Origin of the sequence: Kribbella sp. NPDC051718 (assembly GCF_040681515.1) — a bacterium.
Lineage (GTDB): Bacteria > Actinomycetota > Actinomycetes > Propionibacteriales > Kribbellaceae > Kribbella.
Window position 1 is genome coordinate 82,732 of record NZ_JBFAYZ010000017.1, and the last position, 24,022, is coordinate 106,753.

Consider the following 24,022-nt stretch of genomic DNA (forward strand, 5'->3'; position numbering starts at 1 on the left):
GAGTGCCAGTCTACCGAGCCCGCACGACACCTACCGACGCGTAGCGGCGTGGGACGGATCTCAGGCGGATTCTGGAGACGCTCCCAAAGGTACGGCGGCAGGCCGCTCGACCGTACTCGCCACGTCCACCGACTGGTCCTGAGCTGCAGACTCAAGCAGCGACTCCATCACGTCGAGCACGTGGTACGCCAGCGCTCCGTCCGCCCGGTGCGGCTCGTTGTTGCGTAGTGCACGAGCCATGTCGGCCACACCGACGCCGCGCCCGGCTCCGGCGTACCCACCGGCTACAGGGAGTTGCGTCCAGTCACGGTTGGTGGCAGTGGCGATCTCCACCGTGCCGTCGAAGCCATTCGGGTCCGGAACGGACAAGCTGCCCTCAGTGCCGTAGATCTCGATCCGCGGCAGCCGTGCGGCCCACACATCGAAGCTCATCAGCACGGTGGTGAGCGCACCCGACTCGTGCTCCAGTACGCCGGTCACATGCGTCGGTACGTCGACAGGGAACGTCTCCCCGGCTCGCGGCCCGGTGTGGACCTTCCGCTGCTGCTGCGACCGCCCGGCCCGACCAGTGACTCTCTTCACCGGCCCAAGCAGCGTGACGAGGCTGGTGATGTAGTACGGACCCATGTCGAGCAGCGGGCCGCCACCTGGTTGGTAGTAGAACTCCGGCGCCGGGTGCCACAGCTCATGCCCGGGCGTGACGAAGGATGCCGTCGCTGCGGTCGGTACGCCGATGTCGCCACGGTCGAGCGCGACGCGGGCAGTCTGCGTACCGGTGCCGAGCACGGTGTCGGGCGCGCAGCCGATCCGGAGGTTGCTGGCCGCCGCGAGCTTGAGCAACGGCTCGGCCTCGGCACGGTCGACAGCCAGCGGCTTCTCGCCGTACACGTGCTTACCGGCCTGCAGCGCCGCCTGGTGGACCGGTGCGTGCGCGGCCGGGATGGTCAGGTTGAGGACGATGTCGACCTCGGGGTCGGCGAACAAGTCGTCGGACGTCAGGGCCCGGATGCCCGGGTTCTGGTCGGCGATCGTCTGCGCCCTGGAGAGGTCGAGATCGGCCACGGCGACCACCTGGACGCCAGGGAGCTTGGCGAGGTGCTCGAGGTAGGTACCGCTGATGACGCCGGTGCCGACGATGCCGACGTTGGTCACTTGCTCGCCCACAGCAGGCCCCTCTCGACGATGGTGCGGACCTCTGGCGTGTCGAGGTCGGCGACGGTGTGGCCCGGCGTACAGACGAAGACCTTGCCCTCGCCCCAGGTGCGGGTCCACACGGCCGGCATCGTCGCGCCGTCGATCCACGGGAAGTCCGGGTGCGCCCGGCAGGTGGTCGTGGCGAGCACGTTGTTGGTCGGGTCGGCGTGCACGTAGTACTGCTCGGTGCGGAGGTCGAAGTGCGTCAGGCCCTCCACGATCGGGTGGTCGGAGACGATCTCGATCCGGTGGTCGACCGCGCCGCCCGGGTGCGCGACGAACTGGCCGCCGGTGATGAAGCTGTAGTCGGTGTTGCTGCGGAACGAGTCGATGATGCCGCCGTGCCAGCCGGCCAGGCCGGTGCCGGCCCGGACCGCGGTCTCCAGGCCCTTCACCTGCTCGCCGGTGATCTCGCTCATGGTGATGCACTGCAGCACCAGGTCGACGCCGTCCAGGTCGAGGTAGCTCTCGGTCGTGTCCGAGACCGTCACCTCGAAGTCGTTCTCCTTCAGGAAGGGGATGAACAGCTCGGTCGCCTCGACCGGGACATGTCCTTCCCAGCCACCCCGGACTACCAGTGCCCGTCGTGTCGTCACGCCGCCGCCCTTCGGTTGCTTCATCGGTGTAGAGATCGGATGAATCGGTTCAGCTCTGCGACCCTAGGCGGCAGATCGAGGGCCTTCAACCCCCGTCCCGGCGGCTGGATAGGCACTAGGGTCGACCACCATGGGATGGAAGTTCTGGAAGCAGGAGCCGCGGGTGCAGGACACTGTGCGGCCGCAGGACGTGGTACCCACCGGGCCGTTCACGATGCCGGTGGAGGACGTCTTCTCGATCACCGGGCGGGGCACGGTGGTGACCGGCCGGATCACGGCGGGCACGGTCACCGAAGGCGACCAGGTGCTGATCATGCGCGCCGGCCAGCAGGTCGCGATGAGCCGGGTCACCGGGGTCGAGGCTTTCCGCAAGAAGCTCACGGCGGCGAGCGCGGGTGAGAACGTCGGGCTGCTGCTCGAAGGCATCGACCGGAGCCAGGTACTGGCAGGCGACGTCATCTCCCGCTGATCGTCCGGTTAGGGTCGTCGGCATGAGTTCGTGGGTGGAGTTGGCCGACCACACCTGGGTCCGGCGGTACGCGGAGTACGACGTGAACATCGGGCTGGTCGTCGGTAGTGAGGGCGCGCTGGTGATCGACACGCGTGGCACTCCCGCCGAGGGCGAGGAGTTGCTGGGTCACATCCGCGAGGTCACCGACGCGCCGATCCACTGGGTGGTCAACACGCACGCGCACTTCGACCACGTCTTCGGCAACCCGGCCTTCAAGGACGCGACGAGCTACGCGCAGGAGAACACGGCCGCCGCCGTCGCCGAGACCGTTGCCATCGACAACACCTTCGCGGTGGCCAAGGTGATCGAGCTGGGTGACCGGCGGGTCGAGGTGCTGCACCTGGGCAACGGTCACACCGACGGCGACGTGGTGGTCGTCGTACCGGATGTCGACGTGTTCTTTGCCGGCGACCTGATCGAGGAGTCGGCGCCGCCGTCGTACGGCGAGGACTCGTACCCGCTGGAGTGGGCCGACACGGTCGACCGGCTGATCGGGCTGCTCTCCGCGACCGCCAAGGTCGTGCCGGGGCACGGCGCGGTCGTCGACGCCGAGTTCGTCCGCGACCAGAACGGCGACATCGGCACGGTCGCGAACACGATTTCCGGCCTGCACCACAACGGCACCTCGCTCGAGGACGCGCTCGCCCACACCGACGACTGGCCCTGGCCGCAGGCCCACCTCGAGCAGGCGGTACGCCGCGGCTACGCCACTCTGGGCGCTCCCCGGCGCCCCACCCTGCCGCTGCTGGGACTCGCCAAAGACGAGTAACTGCCTGAAAGCGCAGTGCTCGGCTGTCTATTGCGCATCGATCAGTCGTTTGCGCATTCAAGGTGCGTGCCGGCTTCTACGGTTCCACCTATGACTGAAAACTATCCGCCGCCGCCACCGCAGTACTCCGGTCAGCCGATGCGGCCGGACGAGGAGCGGACCTGGTCGCTGGTCGCGCACGTCGGCACCATCATCTTCGGCTTCCTCGCGCCGCTGATCGTGCTGCTGGTCAAGGGCAGCGACTCGCCGACCGTCCGCGCGCACGCGGTCGAGTCGCTGAACTTCCAGATCACCGCGACCATCGGGTACGTCGCGTCGTACATCTTGATGTTCGTGCTGATCGGGTTCATCACGCTGCCGGCGATCTGGATCCTCGCGGTCGTGTTCGCGATCATGGCGACGATGGCGGCCGGCAACGGCAAGCCGCACAGGTACCCCTTCGCCCTTCGCTTGGTGAAGTAACCGGCCCGATCGGCGCTCACGCTGTGGGGTTATGCGTTGACATGGCGTCCGCGATCCCGCACGTTGGTCCGAAACACGACTGCGGACGAGGTGGCGACGATGGCGCATGCGGCCCCGGCTTCTCCTGAACAGATCACCCACCCGGACGGCCGGGTCGAACTGGCCGACCCGGCCGCCATCGCGCACAGCCGGTACGGCAATGCCGAGCTGGCGCCGACCCGATTGCCGGAGCGGCACTGGACGACGTACAACTACGCGGCGCTGTGGATGGGGATGGCGCACAACATCCCCAGCTACCTGCTCGCGGCCGGGCTGGTCGCGCTCGGGATGAACTGGCTGCAGGCGTTCCTGACGATCACCCTGGGGAACCTGATCGTGCTGGTGCCGTTGCTGCTGAACAGCCACGCGGGAACGAAGTACGGGATCCCGTTCCCGGTCTTCGCGCGGGCCTTCTACGGGGTCCGCGGGGCGAACTTCCCGGCGCTGCTGCGGGCGTTCGTCGCGTGCGGCTGGTTCGGCATCCAGACCTGGATCGGCGGCCAGGCGATCTACGTGATCGTCGGCGAGCTGGCCGGTTCCGGCTGGACCGGCGCTTCGTCGATCGGCGGCCATCCGTGGACCATGTGGCTGAGCTTCTTCTTTTTCTGGGCGCTGCAGATGGTGCTGATCTGGCGTGGCATCGAGGCGCTGCGGCGGTTCGAGAACTGGGCCGCGCCGCTGGTCACGCTGGCCTTCCTGGCGCTGATGATCACCGTGCTGGTGAAGGCCGGCGGCTTCGGGCCGATCCTGTCGCAACCGTCGAAGCTCGGCTGGGACGCCGACTTCTGGAAGATCTTCGCGCCGTCGCTGATGGGGATGATCGCGTTCTGGGCGACCCTGTCGCTGAACATGCCCGACTTCACCCGGTTCGGCAAAGGCCAGCGCCAGCAGGTGATCGGGCAGATCATCGGGCTGCCGACGACGATGTCGTTCATCGCGCTGGTCTCGATCATCACCACCTCCGGCACGGTGATCGTCTACGGCTCGGCGATCTGGGATCCGGTCGAGCTGACCCGCCGGTTCGAGAACCCGGTGGTGGTGACGATCGGCCTGATCATGGCGATCCTGGCGACGATGTCGTGCAACGTAGCGGCGAACGTGGTCAGCCCGTCGTACGACTTCGCCAACGCCCTGCCACGCTGGCTGAACTTCCGCACCGCGGGCCTGCTGACCGGCGTGATCGGCATCGTGATCCAGCCGTGGCGGCTGATCTCTGACCCGTCGATCTACATCTTCGTCTGGCTGTCCTTCTACGGCGGCCTGCTCGCGTCGGTGGCCGGCGTACTGATCGCGGGCTACTGGTTCGTCGACCGCACCAACCTCTTCCTTGCCGACCTGTACCTCCCGAACGGCCGCTACTGGTATGCCGCAGGCTGGAACTGGCGAGCCGTCGTCGCCACCCTCGTCGGCTCCCTCCTGGCGGTCGGCGGCGCGTACTCCAACCCCGGCGCCGGCCCCTTCCCGGCCGACGGCCTGATCCCGTTCCTGAAACCGCTCTACGACTACTCCTGGGTCGTCGGGCTGGTCGCCGGCTTCCTCGTCTATCTCCTGCTGACGATCGTCTCCCCCATCCGGCACCCCGCCCCGACCCACGCCGTCGAAAGCTACTGAGGTCACAGCCATCCAGTGTCCCGTAAGCGATGACCTATCTTCGTTCGCGAGATGGCTATCAGCGAGCTCGACCTCAGACGTTTCCTGGTGGACCGGGTCGCCCGTGCCTGCGAGCTGGCGCCCGGGGACGTCGACCCGGACCGGCTGCTGGAGCAGTACGGCATCGCCTCCCGGGACGCGGTCGCGGCCACGGGTGAGCTGGAGGAGGTCCTCGGTCGCCGGCTGGAGCCGTCGTCTGTCTGGCGCTACCCGACCATCAACCAGTTGGTCCGCGGCCTGCTCAGCTCGGCCCAGCCGGATGGTGTCGCGATCAGCCCGCCGGAGGTGCTGTCCGGGTCGGAGATCGCCGTGATCGGGATGGCGCGTCGGTCCCTCGAAACCGGTCAGACGCTGCGGCAGGTCACGTGGGAGGCTCTCGAACACGCCGGTATCCCGCCACGCGATGTGGACGGCACCTCGCTCGCCGAGGCGATGTCTTCTCTGCGCACTGGTGTTTCGGAGTCGGCGGTGGCAGTGCTGGACGGCCCGGGCCGCCGGGTGGTCGTCCTCAAGCGCCTGGCCGACGCCGAACGCGATCTCGACCAAGTACTTGCCCTGTGCACCGACCCTGAGGGCGACGGGCACGGCGACTTCTTCGAAGCAGTACTGACCGCCGACCGCGGCCTCACCCCCGATCTCATCCCCTGGCCGGTCGGCGCAGCCATCTCCTGCCCCGAAGCCGTCGTACGCCGAGCCCGCCCCGCCGCCCGAACTCCCTCAACCGGCCCGACCCGCCTCCTACTCTCAGACACCTCTCTAGACGGCATCCGCGCCTACGCCGGACAACTAGCCGAACACCTCCGAACCAACTCCGCCAACAGCACCGCCGACGTAGCCCACACCCTCGCCCGCCGCCTCGGCCGCGGTCCTCTCCGAGCCGCCGTCACCGGCCGCCAACGAGCCGACCTCACCGCCGCCCTGACAGCCCTTGCCCAAAGCAACCACCACCCAGGCAACTTCGCCGCGGAAGTGCAGACCACACCACCTCAACCGGTATGGGTGTTCCCAAGTCAGAATTCCTCACCTACTGGATTGAGGGAGCTGGCCGAGAGTGTGCCCGGGTTCGTTGAGGTGATTGCTGAGCTTGGTCCGTTGATGGGTTGGGCGGCTGGGGTGTCGTTGAAGGACGTGGTGCTTGGGGATGTGGTGGCGGCGGGTGATGAGTTGGTGGTGGGGTTTGCGGTGCAGGTGGCGTTGGCGTTGGTGTGGCGGGAGTACGGGGTGGTGCCGGCGGCGATCGTGGCTGCGGGGAGTGGGGAGGTTGCGGCTGCGGTCGTGGCCGGGGCGTTGACAGCGACCGAGGGGGCCCGGGTGATCGCGGCGCTGGCCCGGACGCCGGATCAGCTTGGGCCGATGCTTGCCGATCTGGCGCCGGCGGAGGTGCGTGTGCCGTTCTACTCCGCGACCTCGACCGACGCCACGCCGTTCGGCGCGGAGTACTGGAGCGCCGCAACGAAGCCGGGTGCGGCACTCGATGACCTGCTCGACCGCGCGGCCGACGACGGGCACCAGAGGTACATCGAGTTGACGACCGACGCGCTCGCCTTCCACACCCAGCTCGCGATGCTCGAAGTACTCGGCCTGCCGATCATCCCGCCACCGGGTCGCGTCACCGACGTACCGGTCGCTCCCTGGCCGCGGCCATGACCACGATCGTCGACCTGGTCGCGCGGTGGGCGAAGGAGAAGGCCGACCAGCCTGCCTACACGTACGTCGACTACCGCGCCGACTCGCGAAGCACACTGACCTGGGCGAGGTCGACGCGCGCGCCCGCACTGTCGCCGCGGCAATCCGGGACAACGCCGATCCAGGCGACAGGGTCGCGATCCTCGCGCCGCAGGGGCTCGACTACCTCGTAGCCGTGCTCGGCTCCTGTTACGCACGGACGATCGCGGTCCCGCTGTTCCCGCCGGATCTCCCCGGACACCGACAGCGCCTCGATGGCGTGCTCGCCGATTGTTCGCCGGTCTGCGGCCTCACCACCAGAGCAGCCTTGGAAGCCAGCGACGGCCTCGGCCTCCGGTTGATCGCGATGGACCAACTCGAGCCGGCAGAGTGGGAGCTGGAGGCGATCGATCCGGAGGAGCTCGCGTATCTCCAGTACACGTCGGGGTCGACGGGCGCGCCGGCCGGCGTGATGGTGTCGCACGCCAACCTGGTCGCCAACATCGGCCAGTTGATCGAGGCGTTCGAGTTCCGGCCGGGTCGCTCGATGACGGTGAGCTGGCTGCCGTTGTTCCACGACATGGGGTTGATGCTCGCGTTCGGCGTACCGATCCTGCACGGTGACCGGTCGGCGTTCACCGATCCGGTCGCGTTCCTGATGCGTCCCGCCCGCTGGTTCCAGCTCGCCGACGAGGGCCTGGACGTCTACACCGCGGCACCCAACTTCGCCTACGACCACTGCGTCCAGCGGATCGCGGACAAGTCCCAGCTCGACCTGACCCGCTACAAAGCCTTCCTCAACGGCGCCGAACCCATCCGCCCGGCAACCCTCACCGCCTTCACCGAGGCCTTCCGCGACCACGGCTTCGACCCCACCGCCCACGTCCCGGCGTACGGCCTGGCCGAAGCCGTCGTCTTCGTCGCCAGCGCCCCCATCGACGCCGAGCCCACCATCAACACCTTCGACCGCACCGATGTCGTCTCCTGCGGCCCACCCCGCGGCCAGACCGTCGTGATCGCCGACCAAACCGGCAACCCACTAGAACCCGGCCAGATCGGCGAGATCTGCATCGCCGGCCCCAACGTCGCCCTCGGCTACTGGTCGGACCCCACCAAGACAAAAGAAACCTTCAACGCCACCCTCACCGACGGCACCGGCCCCTGGCTCCGCACCGGCGACCTAGGCACCCTGTACGCCGGTGAGCTCTACATCACCGGCCGCCGCAAAGACCTGATCATCATCGACGGCCGCAACCACCACCCCCAGGACCTCGAAGCCACCATCCACCAAACCCACCCAGCCCTGAAACCCGGCCGGGTAGCCGCCTTCTCGATCCCCGCCGACGACTCCGAACACCTCATCGTCGTCGTCGAACACACCACCCCCGACGACCCCACCGACACCATCCGCGCCGCCGTCAAACGCCACCACGACCTCCGCGTCCACGCCGTCGTCCTGGCCCCCCGAGGCACCATCCACAAAACCTCCAGCGGCAAACTCGCCCGCCACCCAACCCGCGCCTGGTACCTGACGTTGCCTCGGCAGACCTGATCACCCTTGTTCGGAATCGGGGCCGGGGATAGAGTTAGCTAACCGGACTAAGTGAACGGGGAAGGCGATGACCGAGACCGCGGCCCAATACAACATGCACGAGGCGAAGACCCAACTGTCGCGCATCATCGACCGGGTCGAGCACGGCGAAGAGGTCATCATCAGCCGCGCCGGCCGGCCGGTGGCGAAGGTCGTCCCCTTGCCACATGTCGTCTGCCGGAAAGGGCGTGGACTGTTGGCCGAGCGGGCTGCCCTGGCCGCCGACTGGGACTCCGCTGAGACCAACGAGGAGATCGCCGACGATTTCGGGTTGTCGTCGTGACCTCTGGCTCCACCGGCAGACTGCTGTTGGACACCCATGTACTGCTCTGGTGGCTGATGGACGGTCCTGAGCTGGCCGATGATCTGAAAGACCGGATCGACACCGAGCTCGACGTCTACGTCAGCGCGGCCACCATCTGGGAGATCTCGATCAAGACGTCGGCGGGCAAGCTGGAGCTGCCGTCGACCTTTCTCGACGTGGTCAAAGACAGCGGGGTCGCCGAACTGCCCATCCGGACCGCCCACGCCGACCTGGCCGGCAAGCTCCCGTTTCTGCACCGCGATCCGTTCGACCGGATGCTGATCGCCCAGGCCATCACCGAGCGGCTCACCCTCGTCAGCCGGGACGCGGCGATTCATCAGTACGACGTACCGCTGCTGAAAGCCTGAACCAGTTAGGTTTGGACGGTGGCTGATCGGTATGGACGCGACGTGCTGGCAGGCGATTGGCGCAAGCCCAAGAACGGGCGGACCGTCGATCTGGTGATCGAGAAGGGGCTGGTGGTCGAGGAGCCTAGCTCGGGGTACGTCGGGGCCGTGGTGCGCTGGGAGCACGGCGTGGTCGATCTCGAGGACCGGCACGGCAAGATCAAGACCTATCCGCTCGGACCCGGCTTCTGGGTCGACGGCAAGCCAGTGAACCTGGTGGCACCCAAGAAGGCTGCGCCGGCCAAGAAGACGCATACCGCCTCGGGGTCGGTGGCCGTGTCGAACGTGCGGGCCAAGGTCGCGCGGGCCAGCCGGATCTACGTCGAGGGCCGGCACGACGCCGAGCTGGTCGAGCGGGTCTGGGGTGACGACCTGCGGATCGAGAGCGTCGTCGTCGAGTACATGGAAGGCATCGACGATCTGCCGGCCATCGTCAACCGGTTCCGGCCCGGGCCCGGGCGGCGGCTCGGCGTCCTGGTCGACCATCTGGTCGAGGGTTCGAAGGAGTCCAAGATCGCCGCCGAGATCAACAACCGGGACGTGCTGGTCGTCGGCCACCCGTACATCGACATCTGGGAAGCGATCAAACCGTCGTCGGTCGGGATCGCGGCCTGGCCGAAGATCCCGCGCGGGCAGGACTGGAAGAAGGGCGTGCTGCAGAGCTTCGGCTGGCCGGCCACCGACCAGGCCGACGTCGCCGCGGCCTGGAAGCACATCCAGTCCAAGGTCCGCAGCTACGCCGATCTGGAGCCGGAGCTGCTCGGCCGGGTCGAGGAGCTCATCGATTTCGTGACCCAGGACTGATCGCCGGCACCCGTTCCTCGATCCAGCCCCGGATCCGCCGTCGCACCCGCCGGATGAACAGCGACCCCACGAACAGCGCCACCCCGAGGGTCAGCAACACCCCGGCGAGCACTCCCGCGACGATCCGCACCGCCGCGAGATCGACCACGCCCGCCGCAACCAGCAAGACGACCGCAGCCCCGAGCAAGGCGGCCGGCAGCCAGCGCTGAAAGATCAGCGGCCGTCGGGCCGGCGTCAGGTCCGGATTCTTGACCAGCCGATGCCACAGGCTGAACCGGGCCGGCTCCGTGAACCAGCGCGCGACCTGCAGGATCCAGGTATCCGGCTTGTACTTCCGTCCCGCCATCGACTTGACCCAGTGCCCGACCGCCGGCCCCAGCCCACCCGACACCTCGACCATCCGGTCGGCCAATCCCCTGGTCGTCTCGATGCCCTCCCTGCTGGTGTTGAGCTCGTTCCGCATCGTCGTGAGCGCAGCCAGGCCGGCGTCCACCGGGAAATCATGAGCCAGTCGCTGCACCCGCTCAGCGACGTCGTCCAGCTCCCACTCCTCGGCCTCCAGCACCAGCCGCTGCGTCTCGCGGATCCAGTCCGGCTCGGCACCGAGCATCGCGCCCAGATGGGCCACACAATGCAGCCGGCCCATCAGCCAGTCCCAACGCCGCCAGTCGGAAGCCCCGAACGCGCCGAAATGGCCGACCTGAGATCCGTACAGGATGCGTTCCTTGAGGTCGTTCGCGATCGACCCGGCCGGCAACGAGTCGAGCAGCGTGAGCGGGATGTCCGGCCCGAGCCGCAGGAACTGGAACGGCGCACTCCGTTGCTGCGGCGTCCGTGCCGACGTGCACCGCGAGACGATCTCCACCTCGAGCGCCGTCTCGACCACATCCGAGCCGACCACCTCGATCAGCGCCGCGAACTCGTCCCCCAGCGCCCGCTGCACCTGCAATGTCTCGAAGATGTCGTTCAGCGCGACCGCGACCGCCTCCGCTCCCCCGGCCGGCTGCAGATCCAGATCCGCCTCGGCGAGCTCGTCGGACAACGCGTCCCGGACGGCCTGTACCTTCTGCAGGCTGTCGCTCGTCGCCTTCAGCCGCCGCTCGAGGTCCGCCCGCTGATCGCGAGCGGCCTGGTCGATCTTGGTCCGCAACGACCGCAGTACCAACCGGACGACCCGCTCGGCCGCGCCGGTTCCCCAAGCCCAGGAAGGGTTTCCGGCGAAATCCTTCGTCAGCGGCGCGACCGACCCGTCGGGATCCGGCACCCAGGGATGATCGGTGGCCAGGATTTCGTCGATCTCCGCCTCCGACAACGCAGTCGCCGCATCCAGCACCGTCGACTGGTCGTGCGTCGCGATCGTGACGGCCTCCCAGACGCCACCGGCGGCACGACCGCGCGCGTACGCCGGCTGCAGCAACCCGGCCGCCTGCCGCAACCGGTCCCGCTCGGCTTGTTGCTCGATGCAACGATCGAAGAGGCGCTGCGAGTCCGACCAGGACGCGTCCGCCTCCAGCAGCAACCGTTCGAGCTGCTCCACGTCGGACCGGAAGTCCACCTCCCGCGGGAACTTCACCGCCGACATCGCCGAGACCCGCCAGCCCGGTTCGCTCGCATCGGCGAGCCGGGTCTCGGCCGCGGTACCGATGCCGGCCGACGGTACGACGTACAGCACATACCGGCTCGCTCGTCCGGTGACCGGCCGCCGCGCGACCACGTCCAGCACGGGCCCGAACGGCGCGTTGTCGAGCACCCCACCGTCGACCAGCCAGGTCCCCGACTTCGCCTGGGTCGGCTGGACCCGCGGTGGCGCCGCAGCCATCTTCGGCGTCTCCAGCACCGGACCGAACGCGGCCGGGAACGACGCCGACGCGCGGGCCGCCCGGGCGAGCAGATCCGTGTCCCGCAACCCGTTCTTCGGATCCACCGAGAACGACCGCTTGGCCCCGTCGTACACAGCGGCCTTCTCGCTGGTGAAGCAGAACAGGTACCGATGATCCGGTACGACGAACGCCTGCCCCGCCGCGTCCTTCGCCTCGAACTGCTGCACCCCGAGCCCGGACGCCGTGACGAACAAGGTGACCGGGTCGGCCGCAGTCGGCTTGCCGGCCTTCGCGACCCCATCGAGCAGACTCTTCAGCTCCTTGAGGAAGTACTTCCCGTCCAGCACCGACGTCGACGCAACCCCGAAGGCGGGCACGAGCTTGCCCACCTCGAGCGACCCCAGCCCCACCCAACGCTGCCGGAGCCAAGGCCCGCGCTCGCCGTCGGCGCCCGGCGGATCGAGCGTCGACCCGTGCGAGATGGCTGTCGCGAGCAACGACCCGTTCAGCCCGCCCGCGCTGGTACCGGCGATGACGTCGACTACGACTTTTCGGCGTTCACCACCGCGACGGCAGAGCTCGCGCCACCGAGTCGCGAGCTCCTCGTCGTACTCCTGTGCCTTCGGCGCCCCGGCCGCACCGGACGCCCGCCGGATCAGGTCCAGCTCGTGCGTCACTCCACCCATCCAGACCGCCAGGCTGACGCCACCGTTCAGCACCAGCGCGATCCGGATCTCATGATCGGACATGGATCCCCCCTTGTCTGTTCGTAGATCTACCACGATCGCGACACCCTTCGACAGAGCGAGAACGCCGAACTGTTGTCGCGCGCTGCCCGAACGCGCATGCTGATCCACAAGGGCCGACTATGGGGGTGGTCGCGATGACCCTTGCGCGTGTGCTCGCGACGTTCTGCCTGCTTCCGCTGCTGATCGGCTGCGGTGGCAACGATTCGAGCGGCGACCCGATCACCATCGACACGGACAGTCCGGCCGCCAGCGAGCCACCGACCGAGCCCACCGGGCCCGAGACGAGCCAGCCCAGCCAGCAGAAACCGTCGATCGAGATCGCCTCGGCGCCGATCGGCGGCAACGTCGAGACCATCCAGGACGGTTACCAGTGCGCCGAGGTCAACTGGCTCGGCCGCAACCCGATCCCGGACGGTACGACGATCCAGGTCGGCTCGCCGCATCTCGAACCGGGCGGCGTCTTCGAACTGGACCAGACCGGCTGCGGTGACAAGTCGCCGCCGTGCACCACCGACCTCGTCTGGCAGTCGAACACCTTCAAGCCGTGTTTCGTCGGCGTCCGGCAGGTCGGCAACGGCAACGCCGTCCAGCTGATCCTGTCGGCGTCGGCCGAGTGCGCGACCGAGGCCGACTGCGAGTCCCTGCAGGGCCAGGTGCCGGGCAGCCAGATCTCCTTCACCCCAGGTCCGCCGAGTGGCTGACGAACAGTCCCAGCTCGAGCGCTGGGTGACCTTCGCGACCCGCATCGTCGCGCCGGTGACGCTGATCAGCGGGTTGCTCTTCTACTTCGGCTATGTGTCCGCTCGCGCGCAGTACGAGTACTTCGGGATCGACGTCGACACGATCGGCCTGCGCACCCAGGACTACGTGATGCGCAGCCCCCAGCCGCTGCTCGTCCCCCTGCTCGGCCTCACTCTGCTCGCTGTGGCCGGACTCCTGCTGCACAACGCGATCCAGCCGACCGCCACGACCATCCGGCGTGCCAAGATCGTCACGATCGCCCTCCTGCTCCTCGGCGTCGTGGGCCTGATCGGCTATCCGCTGCTCGGCCACATCCCGTACTACGCCCTGGTGGTCCCGGCCGTGATCGGGCTGTCCGCGGCCACCCTCGCCTACCTCTCGTACTTCGACCGCAAAGCGGCCGGCCTCACCCCGCAGTACGTGCTGCTCGGACTGCTCGCCGTCGTCACGACCACCTGCGCGTTCTGGGCGACGGCCACGACAGCGCAGTACTCCGGACGCGGCCTGGCGAAGTCGGACGCGCAGAACCTCAAGCAGTTCCCCGTCGTCATCCTCGACACCAAGGAACGCCTGCAACTGCGCTCACCCGGGATCGAAGAGACCACGCTCCGGACCGCGGGCACCGAGCAAACGTTCAACTACCGGTACCGCGGGTTGCGGCTGCTCGTGGTCGGGCAGAACCGGCTGTTCCTGGTCCCGCAGCAATGGAATGCATCGAACACGACCTTGGTCGTACCGCTCGATGGATCCATCCGGGTGCAGTTCCAGTTCCAGAACGACCCACCGTGAGGCTTAGGCAGAGCCGCGGATGATCAGCTCGGTGTCGTAGATCTCGGGGCTGGTCAGGTCGGCGCCGGCGAGCTTGGCCAGCAGCATCTCGGCCAGCCTCGCGCCCAGCTTCTCCACCGGCTGGCGCACTGTGGTCAGCATTGGCGTGGTCGTCGTCGCCACCACGGAGTCGTCGAACCCGACCACCGCGACATCCTCCGGCACCCGCTTGCCGAGATGTGAGAGCACCCGCAGAGTCGCCGTGGCCATCAGGTCGTTGGCGACGAAGATCCCGTCGAGATCCGGGTGCTGGTCGAGCAGCCGCAACGTGGCCTGCTCGCCACCGTCGGCGGTGAAGTCGCCATAGGCAACGGCCTGCTCGATCCCCGCCTCCTTCATGGCTTCCTGATAGCCGGTGAGCCGGTCGAGGCCGGCCGTCATGTCGAGCGGGCCGGCGACCGTACCGAGCTTGCGGCGCCCCTTCGACAGCAGATACTCGACCGCGGTCCGGGCGCCGGCGACGTTGTCGACGTCGACACTCGCGACCGGTACTTCGACGCCGAGCGGCCGCGCGCTGAACACGATCGGCAGCGGCAACTGGGCGAGCTCCTGCAGCACGTTGTCGCGGCCGTGGTGGCTGACGATGATCGCGCCGTCCACGTGTCCGCCGCGCAGATACCGGAGCAACCGCTGGTCGTCGCCCTCGGCGGGCTCGATCAGCAGGACCAGCTGCGACGAGGTCGGCGCGAGCGTCATGCTGATCCCGCGCAGGATGCCGGCGAAGAAAGGGTCCGAGAACACCCGGCTGTCCGGCTCGGGCACGACCAGCGCGACCGAGTCCGTCCGGCGCGTCACCAGCGCGCGGGCCGCCCGGTTCGGCACGTAGCCGAGCTCACCGATCGCACGCTCGACCGCGGCCACCGTCTCCGGCAGCACCTTCGGCGAGCCGTTCACCACCCGCGAGACGGTCGCGCGGGAGACTCCTGCCAGCGCAGCCACCTGCTCCAGCGTCGGAGATCCACTGCCCAGACCACCCTGCATCGACTACGGACCTCCCCGGCTGATTCTGACGCTTGCCACCGTAGTACCAATCGGGGCTCGCCGCCGGAAACACCGCCGTACCGGCCGGGGCAGGTATTCGCAGCCGGGCTATCCGCCCTTGCGGGTGTTGGCGGCCTTGTCAGCGTCGCGCAGCGCCTGCTTCCAGGCGTCGTCGGGTTTCTGCTTGCCTGCGTCGATCCTGGCCAGCGCGTCGGTGAAGACCGTGTTGACCTCGCCCTCGCGCGGCCCCTTGTGCTGTTTGAGGATCACGCTCTTGGCCCGGTCGATGAAGATCTTGCCGGTCGGCGCGTTGTTGAAGTAGGCGTTCACCTGGCTCTTCACCTGCGGCGCCTCGTAGGCGTCCAGGGTGGAGGGGAACGAGCCGATCTTCTTGAAGACCTTGATCTGCTGCTCGGGCGCGGTCAGCCAGGCGGCCAGCTTGGCCGCCTCGGCCGGGTTGGTCGACTGCTTCGGAATGGTCAGGTAGGAACCACCCCAGTTGCCGCCGCCGCCGGGGAACACGTCCGCGACGTCCCACTTGCCCTTGCCGAAGGTGCCGGCGTTGTCCTGGATCACGCCGAGCAGCCAGCCCGGGCAGGCCATCGTCGCGAACGCGTCGCTGCGGAAGGCCTTGGTCCACGAGTCACTCCAGGCCGGCAGTTTCGCCGACAGGCCGTCCTGGTAGCCGTCGACGATCTGGTCCCAGGTCTGCTTCAGCAGCGGGTTCTCGTCACCCAGGTACCGGTCGTTGTTGGAGTAGTAGGCCTCGATCAGCTGGTTGCGCATCGCCTCCCAGGCCAGTACCGAGGAGTCGTACCAGGCCGAGTTCGGCAGCTTGCCCTTGAACTTGCGGCCGGTCGCGAAGTACGAGTTCCAGTCCGGGAACAGCTTGGCGACCTGGGCCCGGTCGGTCGGCAGGCCGGCTTTGGCGAACAGGTCCTTGCGGTAGCAGATCGCCTCCGGGCCGATGTCGGTGCCGTAGCCGATGATCTTGCCGTCGGTGGTGGTCGCGCCCGCGACCTTCCAGTCCAGCCAGCGGTTGCCCAGGTCGTTCGCGCCGAAGTCGCGCAGGTCGACGAACTTGTCGGCCTTGGCCAGGTAGTTGTAGATCCAGCCGATCTCCATCGCCTCGATGTCGGCCAGCCCGGAACCGGCGGCCAGGTTCGTGTCGAGGTTCTTGATGTGCTCGTCGACCGTCTTGGCCTTGCGCGGGGTGATCTTGATGTTCGGGTGCTCGGCCTCGTACTCGGCGTACAGGTCGTCGTACCCGAACTCGTTGAACGTCGCGATGGTCAGTTCGATCTTCGGGCCGTCGTCGCCGGATCCGGAATCCGAGGAGGACTGCTGGTCACTGCCGCCGCAGGCGGACGCGAGCAGGGTGAGGCTGCAGGCGAGGGCCACTACGGCGCTGCGTTGGCGGGCACTGGGCCGCATGGGAAATGCTCCCTGTTACAGAGGACGGGTTGAGAGCGCTTTCGGTGAGGGAAAGTGGATTGAGTTTCGAGCGTTTCAACTGAGTGTGTCAAGGACCACATCGTTACGCTGAGACATGACCAGGCATTGGTCAGTACATACCCGCCGCAAATATCACTGAGCGAACCACGCCGGTGACGGATCGCTGTTTTTCCTGGCCTTTTCCTGACAGTTCCGGATTACGGCAACAAGTCACGAACGACGGCGTCGGCCAGTAGCCGGCCACGCCGAGTGAGCATCAGCCGGCCGTTCCGCTCCGTCAGCAGGTCGTTGCCCAGCGCATCCTTCACGGCCTTCCGGCCGGCCTCGTCGAGGACGTCCAGCGGCAGTCCGTCGGCCAGCCGGATCTCGAGCAGCACCCGCTCGACCCGGCGCGTCTCGGCGTCCAGGGTCTCCCGCGCGTAGGCCGGACTGTCGCCGGCCGCGAGCCTCTCGGCGTACGCGGTGGGGTGCTTGACGTTCCACCAGCGGACCCCGCCGACGTGGCTGTGGGCGCCGGGGCCGATCCCCCACCAGGTGTCGCCACGCCAGTAGAGCTCGTTGTGGCGGCAGCGGGCTTCCGGCGTACGGGCCCAGTTGGAGACCTCGTACCAGCCGAGGCCCGCATTTGCGAGGAGGTCGTCGGCGAGCACGTACTTGTCGGCGAGATCGTCGTCGTCGGGCATCGGCAGCTCGCCGCGGCGTACCCGGCGGGCCAATTGGGTGCCGTCCTCGACGATCAACGCATAGGCGCTCACGTGGTCGGGCTCGGCGGACAGCGCGGACTCCAGCGACCTGCGCCAGTCTTCGAGGGATTCGCCTGGCGTGCCGTAGATCAGGTCGAGATTGACGTGCTCGAACCCGGCCGCGGTCGCCTCTTTGGCCGCTTCGAGCGCGCGGCCGGGGGTGTGCAAGCGGTCGAGGATCTGGAGCACGTGCGGCGTGGCGCTCTGCATGCCGAAGGAGACGCGGTTGAAGCCCGCTTCGCGGATCGCGGCCAGGTACGCCGGGTCGACGGACTCGGGATTCGCCTCGGTCGTCACTTCGGCGCCGGGGGCCAGCCCGAACTCGTCCCGCACGGCGGCCAGCATGCGACCCAGATCGTCGGCCGGCAGCAGGGTCGGCGTACCGCCGCCGAAGAAGACCGTGTCGACGGGCCGGTCGAGGTCACCGAGCACTTTGCGCGCCAGCCGGACCTCGGCGACCGCGGTTTCGGCGTACGACGCCTGCGAACCACCGCCGCCGAGTTCCTTGGCGGTGTAGGTGTTGAAATCGCAGTATCCGCAGCGCGCGGCGCAGAAAGGGACGTGCAGGTAGAACCCGAACGGCCTGCCCGCAGCCTCGTGGACGGCCGGCTCCGGCAGCGACCCGTCCCGGGGCGCAACCTCCCCCTCGGGCAGTGTCGATGGCACCCGCCCATCGTACGGGCCGGAAATTCTGAGACCCGATCGCGGTGATTCTGTGGTAGCGCTCCGTCACCGGGTCGCTACATTCAGCTCATGGAGACCGAGGCCCAGCCCGTCGGAAAAGCCACCCAGAACGCCGTGGTGGTCGCGATCATGCTCGGAATGCTGCTCGCGGCCCTCGATCAGACGATCGTCGCGACCGCGCTGCCGACCATCGTCAGCGATCTCGGCGGCGCCAACCACCTGTCCTGGGTGGTGACGGCGTACCTGCTGGCCGAGACCATCATGACGGCGCTGGTCGGCAAGTTCGGCGACCTGTACGGGCGCAAGCGGATGTTCCTGATCAGCGTCGTGCTGTTCCTGGCCGGGTCCGCGCTCTGCGGGATGGCGAACGACATGCTCTGGCTGGTCGGGTCGCGAGCGATCCAGGGACTCGGCGCCGGTGGGCTGATGGTGACCGCGACAGCGGTGATCGCGGACGTCGTGCCGTTGAGCGAGCGCGGAAAGTACCAGGGCTTCATCGGTTCGGTGTTCGGTGTCTCGACGGTGGCCGGGCCGCTGCTGGGTGGGCTGTTCGTCGACCAGCTGAGCTGGCGGTGGGCGTTCTACGTCAACCTGCCGCTGGGCGTCATCGTGCTGATCGTCGCGGCCATCACGCTGCCGTCGGTGAAGGCCGCGGTGAAACCGGCGATCGACTACCTGGGCATTCTGTTGATCGGGTTGGCCGCTACTGGGCTGACCCTCGTCACGACTTGGGGCGGGAACGAGTACGACTGGCTCTCGCCGACGATCATCGCGATGACGGTCGGGTCGCTGATCGCGCTCGGGCTCTTCATTCTGGTCGAGCTGCGTGCCGAGGAGCCGTTGCTGCCGATGCGGCTGTTCAAGTCGCGCGTGTTCTCGGTTTGCGCGCTGCTGAGCTTCATCATCGGGTTCGCGATGCTGGGTGGGGTGACGTTCCTGCCGACGTACCTGCAGTACGTGCACGGCGCCTCGGCGACCGAGTCCGGGCTGCAGATGCTGCCGTTGGTGATGGGATTGCTGGTCGCGTCGATCGCGGTCGGCACGATCATCAGCAAGACCGGGCGGTACCGGATCTTCCCGATCATCGGGACGGTACTGATCGCGGGCGGGCTCTACCTGCTGTCGTTGATGACCAACCACACGGCGTACCTGACCACGGCGGGCTTCATGGTCGTACTGGGGCTCGGGGTCGGCCTGTGTATGCCGGTGCCGACCGTCGTCGTCCAGAGCACCGTCGACTATGCGGACCTCGGGGTCGCGACCTCCGGGGTGAGCTTCCTGCGGACGATGGGTAGCTCCTTCGGGGTTGCCGTCTTCGGGTCCTTCTACGCCTCGACGCTGCCCGACAAGCTGGCCGGCGCGATCCCGGCGGGCGTCGATCCGCGGGCCGCGGCATCGGTCGAGGGTTTGCGGCAGTTGCCCGAGGTGGCTCGCGAACCGATCACCGCGGCGTACGCCGACGCGCTGCACGTCGTGTTCCTGGCGGCGGTACCCGTTGCCGTGGTGGGCCTCCTCGTTGCCCTGCTCCTGAAGGAGGTCCCACTTCGCGACACCGCCCGAGTCGCCGCCGGCGGCAACTCCGGCGTCGGCGACAGCTTCGCCGCACCCGCGTCCTTCGACTCAGAGCACGAGCTGCAGAAACTCTTCGCCCTGGTCGTCCAGAACCACAAACGCAACCCCGGCCCCGAGGTCCTGGCCGAGTCCGGCATCCCGCTCTCGGTCGCCCAAGCCTGGATGATCATGCGAGTCTTCCGGGGCGGCGCCGAAAGCGGCTCCGCCACCCTGCAAGAGATCACCGGCGACCTCAAAGTCCCACCGGGCGTCTTCGAACCCCTCGCCGCCCAACTAGTTGCCGACGGCTACCTCTCCGAAACCCTGGGCCACTACCGCTTCACCCAACCCGGCCTAGAGCTCTTCCAACGCTTCGTAGGCGCCTACCGAGTCTGGATCCTCGCCCGCCTCGAAGACTGGGATCCCGACAACGCCCCCGCCTTCTCCACCGCAGTAGACCGCCTCGCCGAACAAATGATCGACCGAGGCCAATCCCTGACCACCGGCAAACACACAGCCCTCACCAACGCCTAAACCCCCCACGCAGCCCGGCATGAATCGGCGCACTGACGACTTCGGCGGCCCGCGGTGGTACCCACGGCGCAGCGTCGGCATTCAGCCAGTTGAGTGGCAGGCCCTCCGCGTCGGCGACTGCCCGCGCCGCATCCAGGACCACCTGCTCAGGTACGAATGTCGCGTCGACGTCCTTCGTCCGGCGACCTGAGCTGTAGTTCAAGGCGATGGCCGCGCCACCCACGACATACATCGTCGCCGCCACGCCTCGCCGGGCGAGCTCTGCCTCGAGCAGGTCGAGAAGGCGCCGGATCTCGTGTGAGGTGAAGTCGTCCGTCATCAGGGTCTACGCGGTCTTCAGGTCGTGTTCGGAGATGTAGATTCCGCGCTCGGCGAGCCATGGCGGGGTGTTCTTCCTGGTCCACTCGGCGCCGCGGCGGGCGTTGGGCTGGAGCCATGGTTTCTGCAACCTGATATCCCGGGACCATTCCGGAATGCGACGCTCGTCGTAGGACGCGAACTCGTGTCCGATCAGCGCGGCAAGCAACGCCTCGAAGCGCGGATCGGCGATCTCGCGACTCCGGAGGAGCCACGCGTCACTGCCCGCTTCACGATTGCGCAGCTGGTAGGCCAGCTGGTCGCGCGCCTGCAAGACCAGCTTGAAAGCCCACTGGTCATCGCCGTCAGCCAAAGCCGCATCAATCTCGTCGATCGTGCGGTCCGGCGTCATCCAGCCATGGGCGCGGCTGCTCTTGAGCGCCCGGCCGGCGCGCAGCGCACGTTGGTACAGAGCGGCTGACGGAATCGTCCTGCCGCTGAGATAGGCGGACAGTCGAGGCCGCGAGGTCCCCAGCAGGCGGGCGAACGCCTCCTGGGTCAGCCCAGCATCGGCCAGCGCCGACCGCATGTCGTCCGCGATCTGCGCCCGCTCGTAGTCAGCAACCTCCACCCTTCGGAGGTATCAAATTCGATACGCCGCGCCAAGGCTCGCGCTAGCCGCGAACGAGGTGAGTAGCGATTCGGAGGGAGTTGGCGAGGATGGTCAGGACTGGATTTACGCCGCCGTTGGTGGGGTGGAGGGAGGCGTCGGCGAGGTAGACGTTGTCATGGGTCCAGAGGCGGCCGTTGGGATCGGTGACTGAGTGGATGGGGTCGGTGCCCATTCGGCAGGTGCCTGCCTGGTGTTGGCCGACGCTGGCTTGGGTGAGGGTGGTCAGGGAGGAGACGGCGGTGCGGGTGGCGCCGGCCTCGAGGAGCCAGGCTTGGGCTTTGGCACTCATGAAGGTTTGGGTGCGGAGGTCTTCGGGGTGAACGGAGCCGCTGATCCGGGCGACGGGGAGACCGAAGCGGTCGGTGACTGAGGGGTCGAGTTGGACTCGGGAGTCGGGTGAGGTGACTTCCTGGATCGGGCCTACGACCCGCATCATCCGGCGGGATTCGTGGCGCATTGCTTGTTTGCTTTCGATACCGGCGCGCGGGATGAAGCCGCTGGAGGTCAGGTAGTCGTACGTCGCCGCGGGCGTGGGGACGAATTCGTTGGCGAGCATGCCGCCGCCGATGATGCCGTCGTTGCCGTGGCGGAAGTCGCAGGTCGCGATCGAGACGCCGGGGCCGATCAAGTCGGACACTTCGTCGTCGTACAGGCCGATGGCGCCCGCATAGACATGGGCTTGAAGATAGCGGCCGACTTGGTCGTGCTCGTTGCCGATTCCGCTGTTGAGCAGCAGGCGCGGGGTCTCGGTCGCGCCGGCCGCGACGACGACCTCGGCACAGTCGATGGTACGCCGCCAGACACGCCCGTTGTCGAAGGCAACCAACTCGACGCCGACGACCCGCCCACGATCGTCGGTCACCAGGCGCGAGGCGGTCGTCTCTGTGACGAGCGTGCACAGGCCGGTCGCCAACGCGGCCGGCAGGGCGGTGTTGTGCGTACCCGACTTGGCCTCGACCGGGCAAGCAAAGCCCACGCATTGTCCACAGCGCGCACATCCGGCCCGCCCCTGATACTCCACCGAGTTGATCAGCAGCGGTACGTCGAGAGTCCCCCACCCCAACCGCTCCGCCGCAGCCGCCAGCAAGCGCGCCGGCTCCGTCCGTGCCAGCGGCGGCATCGGCAACGGGATCGAGCGCGGATCATGCCATGGGTCGACTCCACCGCCACTCACCCCGAATCGCTGCTCGGCCAGGCTGTAGTACGGCTCCAGCTCGGCATACGTGATCGGCCAGTCGGCCAACCCACTTCCCTCCGGTACGCCGTACGCGCTAGCCATCCCGAAGTCCAACGGCACAAACCGCCAAGCCTGCGCCCCATAGACCCGAGTACCACCACCGACCGTGAACGCGTTGTTCCCCCACCCACCATCAGGCGGCAGCACCACCCTCGCCACCCCATCGACAACTGACACCCGTGGCCGCCCCGCCGCGTCAGGATCCGTCGGCGCCGGAAGCCCCGCCACCGACCGCGGATTCCGAAGATGATCGGTAGCCAACGCAGCGGTCGACGGATAGCCACCCATCTCCACCACCAGCACCGACCGCCCCGACTCGGCCAGCACCTGCGCAGCCGTACCGCCACCGGCCCCCGACCCGATGACCACACAGTCATACCGATCAGCAATCGCAGCCCGCGACGTCGCCGCAAGCTCGGTCTCCGTCGCTGACCAACCACCGCCCGCATCCGAGCGCCACCCCACCATCGACCAGCTCGCCGGCGCCGAGTAATACCCCTGCGCAACCAGCCGCACAAGCCAAGCAACGTCGGGCTCGGCGAGCACCCGCTCCAACCCATCATCGGCACCAAGGACGGGAGCCGCAGCGAAAGCGTTCAGCGCGCGATCGACCCGGGGTCGCCAGTCGGGCCGATCTTCGGCAAGTACACCCTCGATGAAGGCGACAGCACCCGCATCAGCGGCTGAGGGGTAGCCGTCTCGCGGAATCGCCAGATCTGCCAACCGTGCGAGGAGCAAACGCTGATCATCGGTGAGCTGCATACCCCAAACGTTAGGGCGTGATGACGATCCGCTCCGACGCGTCCGTCTCCTTCCAAGCAGTCTCGACCTCAGCCAACGGCACCGCCCGGGCATCGATCGGCAAAGTGCCGGTCGTGATCACCTCGGCGAGCGCGGGCAGCTCTGCCAGGATGTCTCGCGTCGGTACGGACCCCTGCCCACTCCCCACGATCTTCAGTCGCGCAGCACGTACGGCCGCTGACGGGATGGCTGCGGTCGGCCCCGCGATCGAACCGACCTCAATCCAGGTCAACGGCCGGTCCCGATCGCGGCGGCTCGTCACGATGGCGCGCATCGCGTCGGCAGTCGGCTCGCCCCAGAGGTAGTCGATGACGACATCTACGTCCGCCGCCACCTCCCCCAGATCAGCCAAAGAAGTCGTCCTGTCCGCACCCGACAGCGCAGCAAGCCGATCGGCCCGGCGTCCGGCCGCAATCACCTGGCCGGCACCGAGATGATTGGCGATCTCGACCGCGAGCCGCCCCGCGTTGCCGGTCGCGCCGAGCACCAGAACGCTTTGCCCCGCTTGAAAATCAACACGCCGCCGCAACGCGACCCACGACGACATCGCCGGATTCATCGCGGCCGCGATCACCACCGGATCCGTCCCCTCCGGCAGCACGACACTGCGCCGTACGTCGACCAGCGTCCGCTCGGCCATCGCACCCAGCGTCGTGTCGGGCAGCACGAAGTACCGCAATGTCCCGTCCGCAAAGCGTCCGACCCCATCGATCCCCGGCACCAGCGGAAGCTCGGCGGAGCTCGTGTAGTGCGACCCCGCCGCCTGCGACCGCACCCGCGGATGCAGCCCGGCCGCGACCACCTCGACCACAACCTCCTCCGGCCCACCCGGCACCGGAGCCGGAAACTCCTGGCAGGACGGCGGAGTACCGAACGAAGTGACGACCGCAGCGCGCATGACAAATCCCGAAGAATAGGTGGTAATACCATCTAAGG

Annotated in this window: 22 protein-coding genes; 12 read left to right on the plus strand and 10 right to left on the minus strand. The window is 67.9% G+C overall.

Annotated elements, in window-relative coordinates; translation table 11 throughout:
- Positions 1-60: 60 nt before the first annotated feature.
- Complete coding sequence (locus AB0M15_RS39840) at positions 61-1,164, minus strand: Gfo/Idh/MocA family oxidoreductase (protein WP_363831752.1); 1,104 nt, start codon at positions 1,162-1,164, stop codon at positions 61-63.
- Positions 1,149-1,814, minus strand: a complete 666-nt coding sequence (locus tag AB0M15_RS39845) for a ThuA domain-containing protein (RefSeq protein WP_363831755.1) — start codon at positions 1,812-1,814, stop codon at positions 1,149-1,151. Before AB0M15_RS39845 ends, AB0M15_RS39840 begins: the two co-directional genes overlap by 16 nt.
- A 106-nt stretch (positions 1,815-1,920) precedes the next feature.
- Here AB0M15_RS39845 and AB0M15_RS39850 point away from each other — a divergent pair, with 106 nt between their 5' ends.
- From AB0M15_RS39850 to AB0M15_RS39890, 9 genes are all read left to right on the plus strand, one after another.
- Positions 1,921-2,259, plus strand: coding sequence for an EF-Tu/IF-2/RF-3 family GTPase (locus tag AB0M15_RS39850; protein ID WP_363831758.1), 339 nt, complete (start codon positions 1,921-1,923; stop codon positions 2,257-2,259).
- 22 nt (positions 2,260-2,281) lie between these two features.
- Positions 2,282-3,070: an MBL fold metallo-hydrolase gene (locus AB0M15_RS39855; protein ID WP_363831761.1), complete on the plus strand. Its 789-nt coding sequence runs from the start codon at positions 2,282-2,284 to the stop codon at positions 3,068-3,070.
- Positions 3,071-3,160: 90 nt separating this feature from the next.
- Positions 3,161-3,532: a DUF4870 domain-containing protein gene (locus AB0M15_RS39860; protein WP_363831764.1), complete on the plus strand. Its 372-nt coding sequence runs from the start codon at positions 3,161-3,163 to the stop codon at positions 3,530-3,532.
- 99 nt (positions 3,533-3,631) lie between these two features.
- A complete protein-coding gene (locus tag AB0M15_RS39865; RefSeq protein WP_363831767.1) occupies positions 3,632-5,182 on the plus strand; it encodes an NCS1 family nucleobase:cation symporter-1 in 1,551 nt (516 codons plus the stop codon).
- A gap of 51 nt (positions 5,183-5,233) precedes the next feature.
- On the plus strand, positions 5,234-6,868 hold the full coding sequence (locus AB0M15_RS39870) for an acyltransferase domain-containing protein (protein WP_363831771.1): 1,635 nt from the start codon (positions 5,234-5,236) through the stop codon (positions 6,866-6,868).
- A 25-nt stretch (positions 6,869-6,893) separates the two neighbouring features.
- Complete coding sequence (locus AB0M15_RS39875; protein ID WP_363831774.1) at positions 6,894-8,438, plus strand: fatty acyl-AMP ligase; 1,545 nt, start codon at positions 6,894-6,896, stop codon at positions 8,436-8,438.
- 67 nt (positions 8,439-8,505) lie between these two features.
- Entirely contained in the window at positions 8,506-8,760 is a 255-nt protein-coding gene (locus tag AB0M15_RS39880) for a type II toxin-antitoxin system prevent-host-death family antitoxin (RefSeq protein ID WP_363831777.1), read from the plus strand.
- The gene (locus tag AB0M15_RS39885; RefSeq protein WP_363831780.1) at positions 8,757-9,149 is read left to right on the plus strand and encodes a type II toxin-antitoxin system VapC family toxin; all 393 of its coding nucleotides are present in this window, start codon (positions 8,757-8,759) and stop codon (positions 9,147-9,149) included. Before AB0M15_RS39880 ends, AB0M15_RS39885 begins: the two co-directional genes overlap by 4 nt.
- Positions 9,150-9,167: 18 nt before the next feature.
- Positions 9,168-9,992, plus strand: a complete 825-nt coding sequence (locus AB0M15_RS39890) for a DUF3097 domain-containing protein (protein WP_363831783.1) — start codon at positions 9,168-9,170, stop codon at positions 9,990-9,992.
- Here AB0M15_RS39890 and AB0M15_RS39895 read toward each other — a convergent pair.
- Positions 9,967-12,561, minus strand: a complete 2,595-nt coding sequence (locus AB0M15_RS39895; protein WP_363831786.1) for a DUF3376 domain-containing protein — start codon at positions 12,559-12,561, stop codon at positions 9,967-9,969. The two genes, AB0M15_RS39890 and AB0M15_RS39895, sit on opposite strands and share 26 nt — an antisense overlap.
- A 134-nt stretch (positions 12,562-12,695) precedes the next feature.
- Here AB0M15_RS39895 and AB0M15_RS39900 point away from each other — a divergent pair, with 134 nt between their 5' ends.
- Entirely contained in the window at positions 12,696-13,262 is a 567-nt protein-coding gene (locus tag AB0M15_RS39900) for a hypothetical protein (protein ID WP_363831789.1), read from the plus strand.
- Positions 13,255-14,091 carry a hypothetical protein gene (locus AB0M15_RS39905; protein ID WP_363831792.1) on the plus strand — a complete coding sequence of 279 codons (837 nt, stop codon included), beginning with the start codon at positions 13,255-13,257 and terminating at the stop codon, positions 14,089-14,091. Before AB0M15_RS39900 ends, AB0M15_RS39905 begins: the two co-directional genes overlap by 8 nt.
- 3 nt (positions 14,092-14,094) lie before the next feature.
- On the opposite strand, the gene AB0M15_RS39910 is transcribed toward AB0M15_RS39905, so the two are convergent.
- The 3 genes from AB0M15_RS39910 to hemW all read right to left on the minus strand — a co-directional run bounded on the left by AB0M15_RS39910 (position 14,095) and on the right by hemW (position 17,975).
- Complete coding sequence (locus tag AB0M15_RS39910) at positions 14,095-15,111, minus strand: LacI family DNA-binding transcriptional regulator (RefSeq protein ID WP_343984044.1); 1,017 nt, start codon at positions 15,109-15,111, stop codon at positions 14,095-14,097.
- Between the two features lie 108 nt (positions 15,112-15,219).
- The gene (locus AB0M15_RS39915) at positions 15,220-16,545 is read right to left on the minus strand and encodes an extracellular solute-binding protein (protein WP_363831797.1); all 1,326 of its coding nucleotides are present in this window, start codon (positions 16,543-16,545) and stop codon (positions 15,220-15,222) included.
- 218 nt (positions 16,546-16,763) lie between these two features.
- Positions 16,764-17,975, minus strand: coding sequence for a radical SAM family heme chaperone HemW (hemW, locus tag AB0M15_RS39920; protein ID WP_363831800.1), 1,212 nt, complete (start codon positions 17,973-17,975; stop codon positions 16,764-16,766).
- Positions 17,976-18,062: 87 nt separating this feature from the next.
- Here hemW and AB0M15_RS39925 point away from each other — a divergent pair, with 87 nt between their 5' ends.
- Positions 18,063-20,078 carry an MDR family MFS transporter gene (locus tag AB0M15_RS39925; protein WP_363831804.1) on the plus strand — a complete coding sequence of 672 codons (2,016 nt, stop codon included), beginning with the start codon at positions 18,063-18,065 and terminating at the stop codon, positions 20,076-20,078.
- Here the strand turns inward: AB0M15_RS39925 and AB0M15_RS39930 are convergent.
- From AB0M15_RS39930 to AB0M15_RS39945, 4 genes are read right to left on the minus strand one after another with little or no spacing between them, the layout of a single operon-like run.
- Positions 20,065-20,397, minus strand: a complete 333-nt coding sequence (locus AB0M15_RS39930; protein WP_363831807.1) for a hypothetical protein — start codon at positions 20,395-20,397, stop codon at positions 20,065-20,067. The two genes, AB0M15_RS39925 and AB0M15_RS39930, sit on opposite strands and share 14 nt — an antisense overlap.
- Before the next feature lie 6 nt (positions 20,398-20,403).
- Positions 20,404-21,006 carry a helix-turn-helix transcriptional regulator gene (locus AB0M15_RS39935; protein WP_363831810.1) on the minus strand — a complete coding sequence of 201 codons (603 nt, stop codon included), beginning with the start codon at positions 21,004-21,006 and terminating at the stop codon, positions 20,404-20,406.
- Positions 21,007-21,049: 43 nt separating this feature from the next.
- Complete coding sequence (locus AB0M15_RS39940; protein ID WP_363831813.1) at positions 21,050-23,047, minus strand: GMC family oxidoreductase N-terminal domain-containing protein; 1,998 nt, start codon at positions 23,045-23,047, stop codon at positions 21,050-21,052.
- Between the two features lie 10 nt (positions 23,048-23,057).
- Entirely contained in the window at positions 23,058-23,984 is a 927-nt protein-coding gene (locus AB0M15_RS39945; protein ID WP_363831815.1) for a zinc-binding alcohol dehydrogenase family protein, read from the minus strand.
- Positions 23,985-24,022: the final 38 nt, after the last annotated feature.